The following is a 12,273-nucleotide window of genomic DNA, read 5'->3' on the forward strand; positions in this document are numbered from 1 at the left end:
TAACCCTAAACTTCAGCGTTAGGGTTCGGGTCGGCGAAACGGACCGTCCCATTCGGCATCAGTCGTCGGATCGCATCACCATGTGAGGCGACGACACGTAACTCGAGGCGAGAGGCCTTCGACGTGGCAGCACCGCAGAACTACCTCGCAGTCATCAAAGTCATCGGTGTCGGCGGCGGTGGTGTCAATGCCATCAACCGGATGATCGAGGTCGGTCTCAAGGGCGTCGAGTTCATCGCCATCAACACCGACGCGCAGGCGCTGTTGATGAGCGACGCCGACGTCAAGCTCGACGTCGGCCGCGAACTGACCCGCGGACTCGGCGCCGGCGCCAACCCGGCCGTCGGCCGCAAGGCCGCCGAGGACCACCGCGAGGAGATCGAGGAGGTCCTCAAGGGGGCCGACATGGTCTTCGTGACGGCCGGCGAGGGGGGCGGCACCGGCACCGGCGGCGCGCCCGTCGTGGCCAACATCGCCCGCAACCTCGGCGCCCTCACCATCGGCGTGGTCACCCGCCCGTTCACCTTCGAAGGGCGGCGCCGCGCCAACCAGGCCGAGGACGGCATCGCCGAACTCCGCGAAGAGGTCGACACCCTCATCGTCATCCCCAACGACCGGCTGCTGTCCATCTCGGACCGCCAGGTCTCGGTCCTCGACGCCTTCAAGTCGGCCGACCAGGTCCTGCTCTCCGGCGTCCAGGGCATCACCGACCTGATCACCACCCCCGGTCTGATCAACCTCGACTTCGCCGACGTCAAGTCGGTCATGTCCGAGGCCGGTTCGGCCCTCATGGGCATCGGCTCGGCCCGCGGCGACGACCGCGCGGTGGCCGCCGCCGAGATGGCGATCTCCTCGCCGCTCCTGGAGGCCTCCATCGACGGCGCCCGGGGCGTCCTGCTCTCCATCTCCGGCGGCTCCGACCTCGGCCTGTTCGAGATCAACGAGGCCGCCCAGCTGGTCAGCGAGGCCGCCCACCCCGAGGCCAACATCATCTTCGGCGCGGTCATCGACGACGCGCTCGGGGACGAGGTCCGGGTCACCGTCATCGCGGCCGGCTTCGACGGCGGGCAGCCTCCGGCCCGCCGGGAGACCGTCATCGGCTCGTCCTCGGCCTCGGCCCGCCGCGACGAGCCCACTCCGGTACGGCAGTCCGACAACCGTCCGTCCTTCGGCTCGCTCGGCAGCGTCACGCCGAAGGAGGAGCCGGAGCCGGCCCCCGAGCCGGTGGCCGACCTCCCGGTCTCCCCGCCGGTGCCGCCGTCGCGGTCCTACTCGGACAGCGCGGCCGAGGAGCTGGACGTGCCGGACTTCCTGAAGTGATAGGACAGCGCGAGAGCGTGAGCGGCGCGCACTTCGCCTTCACCGACCGGTGGGGCGGGGTGAGCGCCGCTCCGTATGAGGAGCTCAACCTCGGCGGCGCGGTCGGCGACGACCCCGACGCCGTACGCGTCAACCGTGAGCTGGCCGCCAAGTCGCTGGGGCTGGATCCGGGCCGGGTCGTCTGGATGAACCAGGTGCACGGCGACGACGTGGCCGAGGTCGAGGGCCCCTGGACCACCCGGCTCACCCCGCCGGTCGACGGCCTGGTGACCGCGACCCGTGGACTCGCCCTCGCCGTGTTGACGGCGGACTGCGTGCCGGTGCTGCTCGCCGACCCCGTCGCCGGTGTCGTCGCCGCCGCTCACGCGGGACGGCCCGGCATGGTCAAGGGGATCGTGCCCGCCGCCGTCGACGCGATGGAGTCGCTCGGCGCCGACCCCGCCCGGATCGTCGCCCGCACCGGACCCGCCGTGTGCGGCCGGTGCTACGAGGTGCCGGAGGAGATGCGCGCCGAGGTGGCCGCCGTCGAGCCGGCGGCGCACGCCGAGACGAGCTGGGGCACGCCCGCGGTGGACGTGGCCGCCGGGGTGCACGCGCAGCTCGACCGGCTCGGGGTGCGCGACCGGGAGCGGTCGCCGGTGTGCACTCGGGAGTCGAAGGATCACTTCTCGTATCGCCGCGACCGCTCCACGGGGCGACTCGCGGGATATGTCTGGCTGGACTGATGGGGCATGACGGACCGTAGGGACGAACTCGCCGGAAACCTGGCGAAGGCGGAGGAGCGCATCGCCGCCGCGTGCGCGGCCGCCGGTCGCAAGCGGGAGGAGGTGACCCTGATCGTGGTCACCAAGACCTACCCGGCGAGCGATGTGCGGATCCTCGCCGAGCTCGGCGTGCGCGACGTCGCCGAGAACAAGGACCAGGACGCGGCCCCGAAGGCGGCCGACTGCTCCGACCTGTCGCTGCGGTGGCACTTCGTCGGCCAGCTGCAGACCAACAAGGTGCGCTCCGTGGTCGGTTACGCGGACATCGTGCAGTCGGTCGACCGCGCGAGGCTGGTGACGGCCCTGTCGAAGGAGGCCGTGCGGGCCGGCCGTGAGCTGGGCTGCCTGATCCAGGTGGCCCTCGACGCCGGGCTGAGCGAGCGCGGGGAGCGGGGCGGCGTGGCCCCGGGCGGCATCGAGGAGTTGGCGGAGCTCGTCGCCGGCTCCCCGGGGTTGCGGCTTGACGGACTGATGACCGTCGCACCTCTGACCGGGGAGTACGCCGGACGGCAACGGGCAGCATTCGGGCGGTTGATGGATTTGTCGACCGACCTGCGCAGAGTCCGTCCGGCTGCGAACATGGTGTCGGCAGGGATGAGTGCGGACCTCGAGGAGGCCGTGGCGGCCGGAGCGACACATGTACGCGTCGGCACCGCGGTACTCGGCGTCCGCCCCAGGCTCGGGTAACGTCGCCAGGAAGTCGGACCACAGCAGAAAATATGGTCATTACCGCCGAGAGGCGACACAAGGGCCACGTGGATCGCGGGACTTGGCAGTCGAAAGTCGATCCACCACAGAGCGGAGGACTCAGAGCATGGCCGGCGCGATGCGCAAGATGGCGGTCTACCTCGGCCTCGTGGAGGACGATGGGTACGACGGCCGGGGCTTCGACCCCGACGACGACTTCGAACCCGAGCTCGACCCTGAGCCCGAGCGGGACCACCGGCGTCACGAGCCGGTGCACCAGTCCCACGGTGCACACCAGTCCCAAAGGGGCGAAGAGGTGCGAATCGTACAGCCGCCCGCTCCGCGTGAGCCGGTGGCCCGATCCGCTTCGCCGGTCGCGGAATCCGGACGTCCGGCGCGCATCGCGCCCGTGGCATCCATCACACAAGAACGTCAGTCCCTGGAGAAGAACGCACCGGTGATCATGCCCAAGGTCGTGTCGGAACGAGAGCCGTACCGGATCACCACACTTCACCCCCGGACCTACAACGAGGCCCGTACCATCGGGGAACACTTCCGCGAGGGCACCCCGGTGATCATGAATCTGACTGAGATGGATGACACAGACGCGAAGCGACTTGTCGACTTTGCGGCCGGTTTGGTGTTTGGTCTTCACGGCAGCATCGAGCGGGTGACGCAGAAGGTGTTCCTGTTGTCGCCTGCTAACGTCGATGTCACGGCGGAGGACAAGGCCCGCATCGCAGAGGGCGGGTTCTTCAACCAGAGCTGAGACGCAAGACCGGAAAAGCAGTACAGAGCAGCACGGAACAGGGGAGAGGGAAACACCGAACATGAGCGTGGTCCTTGATGTCATCTACATCGCGCTGATGGTCTTCCTCATCGTGCTCATCTTCCGGTTGGTCATGGACTACGTCTTCCAGTTCGCCCGCTCATGGCAGCCCGGCAAGGCGATGGTGGTCGTTCTGGAGGCCACCTACACTGTCACCGATCCACCGCTCAAGCTTCTGCGGCGGGTAATCCCGCCGTTGCGTCTCGGGGGCGTGGCGCTCGACCTGTCCTTCTTCGTACTGATGATCATCGTCTACATCCTGATCTCGATCGTGAGCCGGCTGTGAGCGATGTGAACTACCGTCTTGCCGATGCCGACGACTACGTTGAGGTGAAGAGATGCCGTTGACCCCCGAGGACGTGCGGAACAAGCAGTTCACGACCGTCCGCCTCCGAGAAGGCTATGACGAGGACGAGGTCGATGCCTTCCTCGACGAGGTCGAAGCCGAACTGACCCGCCTGCTCCGCGAGAACGAGGATCTGCGCGCCAAACTGGCCGCTGCCACGCGCGCTGCTGCCCAGAACCAGCAGAACATGCGCAAGCCGCCGGAGCAGGACCAGCAGCAGGGTGGCATGCCGCAGCAGGGCGGGATGCAGCAAGGCGGCATGCAACAGGGTGGCATGCAGCAAGGCGGGATGCAGCAGGGCGGAATGCCCCAGCAGGGGATGCCGCAGCAGGGGATGCCTCCCCAGGGCATGCCTCCGCAGGGTATGCGCGGTCCCGGCGCTCCGGTGCCCGCTGGCATATCGGGCCCGCCGCAGCAGCAGATGGGTGGCCCCATGGGTGGCCCGCCCCAGCTGCCGAGCGGTGCGCCGCAGCTGCCCGCCGGTCCCGGCGGTGGTCAGGGCGGTCCGCAGGGCCAGATGGGCCAGGGCCAGATGGGTCAGGGTCCGATGGGCCAGGGACAGATGGGCCAGGGACAGATGGGTCAGGGCCCCATGGGTCAGGGCCCCATGGGTCAGGGTCCGATGGGCGGCCCGCCCATGCAGCAGCAGATGGGTGGCCCGATGGGCGGTCCGATGGGCGGCCCCGGTCAGGGTCCCGGTGGCGACAGCGCCGCTCGTGTCCTCTCGCTGGCCCAGCAGACCGCCGACCAGGCGATCGCCGAGGCCCGTTCCGAGGCCAACAAGATCGTCGGCGAGGCGCGTTCGCGTGCCGAGGGTCTCGAGCGTGACGCCCGTGCCAAGGCCGACGCCCTGGAGCGGGACGCGCAGGAGAAGCACCGCGTGGCCATGGGCTCCCTGGAGTCCGCTCGCGCGACGCTGGAGCGCAAGGTCGAGGACCTGCGTGGCTTCGAGCGCGAGTACCGGACGCGTCTGAAGTCCTACCTCGAGTCCCAGCTGCGTCAGCTGGAGACCCAGGCCGACGACTCGCTCGCTCCGCCGCGCACTCCGGCCACGGCCTCTCTGCCGCCGTCCCCGGCGCCTTCCATGGCTCCGGCAGGCGCGAGCGCCCCGTCCTACGGCGGCAACCCGGGCATGGGCGCTCCGAGCCCGGCCGCTCCGTCCTACGGCGGTCAGCAGCAGCAGATGTCCCCGGCGATGACCCAGCCGATGGCTCCGGTGCGGCCGCAGGGCCCGTCGCCGATGGGCCAGGCCCCCTCGCCGATGCGCGGTTTCCTCATCGACGAGGACGACAACTGACGGCCACTAGTACGCCTTAGGCGTCGGCAGCGTTCAAAGGGCGGGACCCCGGATCGAAAATCCGGGGTCCCGCCCTTTTTACGCGTGTTGACGATGTTGACAGTGGTGACGGCGGTGTCCAGTGGGGGAGCAGGCGGCACAGCGGAGGGCCCGACTCCCCTTGGGGGGAGCCGGGCCCTCGTGGTGCTTACGCCTTGCGCAGGCGGAACGTCAGCGTCAGGCCCTCGTCCGTGAACGGGGCGCCGTACGTGTCGTCCGCCTCGCCCTGGGCGAAGTCCGTGGCGAGGACCTCGTCGGCGATGAGGCCGGCGTGGCCGGACAGGGCGTCGACGGCTCCCGGGTCGGTCGCGGTCCAGCGGAGCGCGATGCGGTCGGCGACGTCGAGGCCGCTGTTCTTGCGGGCCTCCTGGATCAGCCGGATCGCGTCACGGGCCAGGCCCGCGCGACGCAGCTCCTCGGTGATCTCCAGGTCCAGCGCGACCGTGGCGCCGGAGTCGGAGGCGACCGACCAGCCCTCGCGCGGGGTCTCCGTGATGATCACCTCGTCGGGGGCGAGGGCGATCGTCTCGCCGTCGATCTCCACCGACGCCGTGCCCTCGCGCAGGGCGAGGGACAGCGCGGCCGCGTCGGCGTTCGCGACGGCCTTGGCGACGTCCTGGACGCGCTTGCCGAACCGCTTGCCCAGGGCGCGGAAGTTGGCCTTGGCGGTCGTGTCGACCAGGCTGCCGCCCACCTCGGAGAGCGACGCCAGGGACTCGACGTTGAGCTCCTCCGTGATCTGCGCGTGCAGTTCGCGGTCGAGGGTGTCGAAGCCCGTGGCGGCGATCAGGGCGCGGCGCAGCGGCTGGCGGGTCTTGACGCCCGACTCCGCGCGCGTGGCGCGGCCCAGCTCCACCAGACGGCGGACCAGGACCATCTGGCGCGACAGCTCCGGGTCGATCGCGGACAGGTCCGCCTCCGGCCAGGCGGCCAGGTGGACGGAGTCCGGGGCGCCCGGGGTGACCGGCACGACGAGGTCCTGCCAGACCCGCTCGGTGATGAACGGGGTCAGCGGGGCCATCAGCTTGGTGACCGTCTCGACGACCTCGTGCAGAGTGCGCAGCGCGGCCTTGTCGCCCTGCCAGAAGCGGCGCCGGGAGCGGCGGACGTACCAGTTGGACAGGTCGTCGACGAACGCCGAGAGCAGCTTGCCGGCGCGCTGGGTGTCGTAGGCCTCCAGAGCCTGCGTCACCTGGTCGGTGAGCGCGTGGAGTTCGGAGAGCAGCCAGCGGTCCAGGACGGGGCGGTCGGCCGGGGCCGGGTCGGCCTCGCTCGGCGCCCAGTCGGACGTGCGGGCGTACAGCGCCTGGAAGGCGACCGTGTTCCAGTACGTGAGGAGCGTCTTGCGGACGACCTCCTGGATGGTGCCGTGGCCCACCCTGCGGGCCGCCCACGGGGAGCCGCCGGCCGCCATGAACCAGCGGACGGCGTCGGCGCCGTGCCGGTCCATCAGCGGGATCGGATCCAGGGTGTTGCCCAGGTGCTTGGACATCTTGCGGCCGTCCTCGGCGAGGATGTGACCGAGACAGACGACGTTCTCGTACGACGACTTGTCGAAGACCAGGGTGCCGACGGCCATCAGCGTGTAGAACCAGCCGCGGGTCTGGTCGATGGCCTCGGAGATGAACTGCGCCGGGTAGCGGGACTCGAACAGGTCCTTGTTCTTGTACGGGTAGCCCCACTGCGCGAACGGCATCGAACCCGAGTCGTACCAGGCGTCGATGACCTCCGGCACGCGCGTGGCCGTCTTCGCGCAGGCATCCTGCGGGCAGCCGAAGGCGACGGCGTCGACGTACGGCCGGTGCGGGTCCAGTTCGGACTGGTCCTCGCCGGTCAGCGCGGTGAGCTCGGCGCGGGAGCCGACGACCGTGAGGTGGTCGTCCTCGCAGCGCCAGATCGGCAGCGGGGTGCCCCAGTAGCGGCTGCGGGACAGCGCCCAGTCGATGTTGTTGTTCAGCCAGTCGCCGAAGCGGCCGTGCTTGACCGTGTCCGGGAACCAGTTGGTCTTCTCGTTCTCCTGGAGGAGGCGGTCCTTGACGGCCGTCGTGCGGATGTACCAGGACGGCTGCGCGTAGTAGAGCAGCGCGGTGTGGCAGCGCCAGCAGTGCGGGTAGCTGTGCTCGTAGGGGATGTGCTTGAACAGGAGGCCGCGCTGCTGGAGGTCCTCGGTGAGCTGCTCGTCCGCCTTCTTGAAGAAGACGCCGCCGACCATGGGGACGGACTCCTCGAAGGTGCCGTCGGGGCGGACCGGGTTCACGACCGGCAGACCGTAGGAGCGGCAGACCTTGAGGTCGTCCTCGCCGAACGCGGGGGACTGGTGGACCAGACCCGTGCCGTCCTCGGTCGTCACGTATTCGGCGTTGACCACGTAGTGGGCCTCCGCCGGGAACTCCACCAGCTCGAACGGACGTTGATAGGACCAACGCTCCATTTCGGCGCCGGTGAAGCTCTGACCGGTGGTCTCCCAGCCCTCACCGAGCGCCTTGGAGACCAGCGGCTCGGCCACGACGAGCTTCTCCTCGCCGTCGGTCACCACGACGTAGGTGACCTCGGGGTGCGCGGCCACGGCCGTGTTGGAGACCAGTGTCCAGGGGGTCGTCGTCCAGACCACGAGGGCGGCTTCGCCGGCGAGCGGACCGGAGGTGAGCGGGAAACGGACGTACACGGAGGGGTCGACGACCGTCTCGTACCCTTGCGCCAGCTCGTGGTCGGAGAGGCCGGTGCCGCAGCGGGGGCACCAGGGGGCGACGCGGTGGTCCTGGACCAGCAGGCCCTTGTCGAAGATCTCCTTGAGCGACCACCAGACGGACTCGACGTACTCCGGGTCCATGGTCCGGTACGCGTCGTCGAGGTCGACCCAGTAGCCCATGCGGGTCGTCAGGTCGGTGAAGGCGTCGGTGTGCCGGGTCACGGACTCCCGGCACCTGGCGTTGAACTCGGCGATGCCGTACGCCTCGATGTCCTGCTTGCCGGAGAAGCCGAGCTCCTTCTCCACGGCCAGCTCCACCGGGAGGCCGTGGCAGTCCCAGCCGGCCTTGCGGGCCACGTGGTAGCCGCGCATGGTGCGGAAGCGGGGGAAGACGTCCTTGAAGACGCGCGCCTCGATGTGGTGGGCGCCCGGCATGCCGTTGGCGGTGGGCGGACCCTCGTAGAACACCCATTCGGGGCGGCCCTCGGACTGCTCCAGGCTCTTGGCAAAGATCTTCTGCTCGCGCCAGAAGTCGAGCACCGCGTGCTCGAGGGCGGGCAGGTCGACCTGGGCGGGCACCTGGCGGTACTGCGTCATCGATCTTCCTCCGGCGGACGTACTGCCTTCCGTCGGAGGGACGAGAGCCTTGTTGCCTGTCTACGCCTTCTGCGGCGCGCTCCCGCGGTACCACCCTCCTTGGCCCTCCGGTGCGCCCTGCGCGCCGGTGAGCCCCCTCATTGGGGTCGCGATGCCGGTTCTACCAACCCTCGGCGGGTCTTCTTCCGGCGGCTCCGGGGTGATCTTCGCGTCGTGCGGGCCCCCGGGCTTCCACCGTCCCCGGGTCGCTCTGGGCTGCGTGCGCCGCTACTCGTCCCCATCCATGCTTTTCGCTGCGCCCAGTGTACGGCTCCACGACGACGGAGGCCGACCGGTTTGCCCTGGCCCCCGGGCGGGGGTGGCGGCAAGGGTCGGGATGCCCCGAATGGTGGTTGGATGCGGAGGTATGTGTGTTTGTATTCCGGGACGTCCGGCTCGGCGGATTACCCGGCGGGGAGCTGGGCACAACGGATGGAGGCTCGCCGCGTCGCGTGCGCGAGGCGGGCGAATCGGGCGGTGTGCCCCGTTGCCGCGGGCCTCAAGTCGATTTACCGTCCCAGCACGATTCGCGTGCAAGATCACAATATGTGAAGGGGCCGCGGCCATGGTGGCGAAGAAGACCGCTGTGAAGAAGGCTGCGGTGAAGAAGACCGCTGCGAAGAAGGCGAGCGAGGAGAAAGCGGTCGCCGGGAAGACGGTCGCCAAGGAGACGGCTGCGAAGAAGGCGACCGGGAAGAAGGCGGCGGCCGTGAAGGTCACCGGCCGGAAGGCGGCGGCCGCGAAGGGCGCCGGTGTCAAGGGCGTGGCCGCGACGGGTGCGGGCAGGAAGAACACGGCCAAGAAGGTGGGCGCGGCCTCGGCCGCGGAGCAGACGGGAGCCACGACAGTGGTTGCGAAGAAGACTCCGGGTACGGCCACGGCGGCGAAGAGCGCCGTCCCCAAGGCACGCCTCGCCGCGGCGGAGCCGGGCGAGCTCGCGGTGCGCCCCGGCGAGGAGCCGTGGACACAGGAGGAGGTCGAGGAGGCCCGTACGCAGCTGAGCTCCGAGATGGAGCGACTGCGGGCGGAGCTGGCCTCGTCCGAGACGGCTCTGGTCGGCCTGATGCGGGACTCGGGGGACGGCGCCGGGGACGACCAGGCCGACACCGGCACCAAGAACATCACGCGGGAGCACGAACTGGCGCTGGCCGCCAACGCGCGCGAGATGCTGATCCAGACCGAGCACGCCCTGGAGCGGCTGGACTCCGGCACCTACGGGCTGTGCGAGAACTGTGGCAACGCCATCGGCAAGGCCCGGATGCAGGCCTTCCCGCGGGCCACGCTGTGCGTCGAGTGCAAGCAGAAGCAGGAGCGCCGGTACTGATCTCCTGGTGGCCGGGGGGTGTGCCGTACCCTCGTCCTCAGTCAGGTACCTAGGTTGAGGGACTCACGTGGCAGAGGCGGAGCGCGTCATCGGTACGCCGGACACCCCAGAAGCGGGTTCCGAGCCGGAGGAGTCGTCCGGCGCGGGCGGGCAGGAGAGCAGCGGGGCACGGCCCAAGGGCAAGCGCCGTATCGCCGTGTTGTTCACCGTGGCCGCGTTCGCGTATGTGCTCGACCTGGTCAGCAAGATGATCGTGGTCGCCAAGCTGGAGCACCACGCGCCGATCGAGATCATCGGGGACTGGCTGAGGTTCGAGGCCATCCGCAACGCGGGCGCGGCCTTCGGCTTCGGGGAGGCCTTCACCATCATCTTCACGGTGATCGCCTCGGCGGTGATCGTGGTGATCGCCCGGCTGGCCCGCAAGCTCTACAGCCTGCCCTGGGCGATCGCGCTGGGGCTGCTGCTGGGCGGCGCTCTGGGCAATCTCACCGACCGGATCTTCCGTGCGCCGGGCGTCTTCGAGGGCGCGGTCGTGGACTTCATCGCGCCGAAGCACTTCGCGGTCTTCAACCTCGCGGACTCGGCGATCGTGTGCGGCGGCATCCTGATCGTGCTGCTGTCCTTCAAGGGGCTGGATCCGGACGGGACCGTCCACAAGGACTGAGCGCCGGTGGCCGGGCGGACGGGTGGCCGGGTGGGTCGCAGCCGTCCGGCATACTCGACGGGTGAGCACGATTCCCGAGATCCGTACCCTGCCCGTGCCGGACGGCCTGGAGGGCGAGCGCGTAGACGCCGCCATCTCCCGCATGTTCGGCTTCTCCCGCACCAAGGCCGCGGAGCTCGCCGCGGCGGGGAAGGTCTCGGTCGACGGCTCGGTGGTCGGTAAGTCCGAGCGGGTGAGCGGCGGGGCCTGGCTGGAGGTCGAGATGCCGCAGGCCCCGGCGCCCGTGCAGATCGTCGCCGAACCGGTCGAGGGCATGGAGATCGTGCACGACGACGACGACATCGTCGTGATCGTCAAGCCGGTCGGCGTGGCCGCGCACCCGTCGCCCGGCTGGAGCGGGCCGACCGTCATCGGCGGACTGGCCGCGGCCGGCTACCGCATCTCGACGTCCGGCGCGGCCGAGCGCCAGGGCATCGTGCACCGGCTCGACGTGGGCACGTCCGGCCTGATGGTCGTCGCCAAGTCGGAGCGGGCGTACACGTCGCTGAAGCGCCAGTTCAAGGAGCGCACGGTCGACAAGCGCTACCACACGCTCGTCCAGGGCCACCCCGACCCGACCAGCGGCACCATCGACGCGCCCATCGGCCGGCACCCCCAGCACGACTACAAGTGGGCGGTCACGGCCGAGGGCAAGCCGTCGGTCACGCACTACGACCTCATCGAGGCCTTCCGCGCGGCCTCCCTGCTGGACGTGAAGCTGGAGACGGGCCGCACCCACCAGATCCGCGTCCACATGGCCGCCCACCGCCACCCCTGCGTCGGCGACCTCACGTACGGCGCCGACCCGACGCTCGCCAAGCGGCTGCGGCTGACCCGGCAGTGGCTGCACGCCGTGCGGCTGGGCTTCGAGCACCCCGGGGACGGGCAGTGGGCGGAGTTCGCCAGCGAGTACCCCGAGGACCTCCAGCAGGCCCTGGACCAGGTCCGCGAGGAGACCTACGGATGACCGGGCCGAGCGGTACGCGCGCGTACACGGTGCGCGTCGCCGACGACCTCGCCGACCGGGAGGCCTGCTTCGCGGTGCGCAAGGAGGTCTTCGTCGGCGAGCAGGGCGTGCCCGAGGACCTGGAGTACGACGCGCTCGACGCCGGCGCGGTGCACGTGCTGGCGGTCGGGGAGGACGGCGTACCACTCGGCACCGGACGGCTGCTGTTCGGCGAGGCTGCCGCGGCCAGGACCGACGGCGACCTCTCGGTGGGCTCCCTGGGCCGGCTCGCGGTGACGCGCGAGGCGCGCGGACTGGGCGTCGGGGCGGCGCTGGTGCGGGCGATCGAGGAGGCGGCACGCGCGCGTGGGCTCGCCGCGGTGGATCTGCATGCGCAGACGCACGCGCTGGGCTTCTACGAGCGGCTCGGGTACGCGGCGTACGGGCCGGAGTTCCCGGACGCGGGTATTGCGCACAGGTCCATGCGGCGTTCTCTCTAGTGCCGCGGCAGGCGACGTTCGCCCCGTCGCGACGCCCGGCACGCACTCTCGCCGCACCGGCCGAAAGCCCAAGTACGTCCAGTACGAGGACTTCCGGCCGGCACGCCGAGAGCACGCACCGGACGCCGCTCCTTGACGGGCAAACGTTGCCTGCCGCGGCACTAGCCCACTGCGCCGCGTGCGACGCTGGAGG

At 70.2% G+C, this 12,273-nt stretch carries 11 protein-coding genes; 10 read left to right on the forward strand and 1 reads right to left on the reverse strand.

Annotated elements, in window-relative coordinates:
• Positions 1 to 123: 123 nt before the first annotated feature.
• From ftsZ to AB0J04_RS03530, 6 genes are all read left to right on the forward strand, one after another.
• Complete coding sequence (gene ftsZ, locus AB0J04_RS03505) at positions 124 to 1,320, forward strand: cell division protein FtsZ (protein ID WP_363166700.1); 1,197 nt, start codon at positions 124 to 126, stop codon at positions 1,318 to 1,320.
• Entirely contained in the window at positions 1,317 to 2,045 is a 729-nt protein-coding gene (pgeF, locus tag AB0J04_RS03510) for a peptidoglycan editing factor PgeF (RefSeq protein WP_363166701.1), read from the forward strand. Before ftsZ ends, pgeF begins: the two co-directional genes overlap by 4 nt.
• A gap of 6 nt (positions 2,046 to 2,051) precedes the next feature.
• Positions 2,052 to 2,771: a YggS family pyridoxal phosphate-dependent enzyme gene (locus AB0J04_RS03515; RefSeq protein WP_363166702.1), complete on the forward strand. Its 720-nt coding sequence runs from the start codon at positions 2,052 to 2,054 to the stop codon at positions 2,769 to 2,771.
• 127 nt (positions 2,772 to 2,898) lie between these two features.
• A complete protein-coding gene (gene sepF, locus AB0J04_RS03520; protein ID WP_363166703.1) occupies positions 2,899 to 3,540 on the forward strand; it encodes a cell division protein SepF in 642 nt (213 codons plus the stop codon).
• Positions 3,541 to 3,601: 61 nt separating this feature from the next.
• Positions 3,602 to 3,886 (forward strand): YggT family protein, encoded by a 285-nt coding sequence (locus AB0J04_RS03525; protein WP_037668845.1) that lies wholly within the window; start codon positions 3,602 to 3,604, stop codon positions 3,884 to 3,886.
• A gap of 52 nt (positions 3,887 to 3,938) precedes the next feature.
• The gene (locus AB0J04_RS03530) at positions 3,939 to 5,243 is read left to right on the forward strand and encodes a DivIVA domain-containing protein (RefSeq protein ID WP_363166704.1); all 1,305 of its coding nucleotides are present in this window, start codon (positions 3,939 to 3,941) and stop codon (positions 5,241 to 5,243) included.
• A 187-nt stretch (positions 5,244 to 5,430) separates the two neighbouring features.
• Here AB0J04_RS03530 and ileS read toward each other — a convergent pair whose 3' ends face one another.
• Entirely contained in the window at positions 5,431 to 8,568 is a 3,138-nt protein-coding gene (ileS, locus tag AB0J04_RS03535; RefSeq protein ID WP_363166705.1) for an isoleucine--tRNA ligase, read from the reverse strand.
• 604 nt (positions 8,569 to 9,172) lie between these two features.
• On the opposite strand from ileS, the gene AB0J04_RS03540 reads away from it, so the two are divergent.
• From AB0J04_RS03540 to AB0J04_RS03555, 4 genes are all read left to right on the forward strand, one after another.
• The gene (locus tag AB0J04_RS03540; protein WP_363166706.1) at positions 9,173 to 9,931 is read left to right on the forward strand and encodes a TraR/DksA family transcriptional regulator; all 759 of its coding nucleotides are present in this window, start codon (positions 9,173 to 9,175) and stop codon (positions 9,929 to 9,931) included.
• A gap of 67 nt (positions 9,932 to 9,998) precedes the next feature.
• Complete coding sequence (gene lspA, locus AB0J04_RS03545) at positions 9,999 to 10,595, forward strand: signal peptidase II (protein WP_363166707.1); 597 nt, start codon at positions 9,999 to 10,001, stop codon at positions 10,593 to 10,595.
• 61 nt (positions 10,596 to 10,656) lie between these two features.
• Complete coding sequence (locus AB0J04_RS03550; RefSeq protein WP_363166708.1) at positions 10,657 to 11,601, forward strand: RluA family pseudouridine synthase; 945 nt, start codon at positions 10,657 to 10,659, stop codon at positions 11,599 to 11,601.
• A complete protein-coding gene (locus AB0J04_RS03555; RefSeq protein WP_363166709.1) occupies positions 11,598 to 12,080 on the forward strand; it encodes a GNAT family N-acetyltransferase in 483 nt (160 codons plus the stop codon). The genes AB0J04_RS03550 and AB0J04_RS03555 overlap by 4 nt, the downstream gene beginning before the upstream one ends.
• The last annotated feature ends 193 nt before the right edge of the window (positions 12,081 to 12,273 follow it).

Origin of the sequence: Streptomyces sp. NPDC050263 (assembly GCF_040655955.1) — a bacterium.
Lineage (GTDB): Bacteria > Actinomycetota > Actinomycetes > Streptomycetales > Streptomycetaceae > Streptomyces.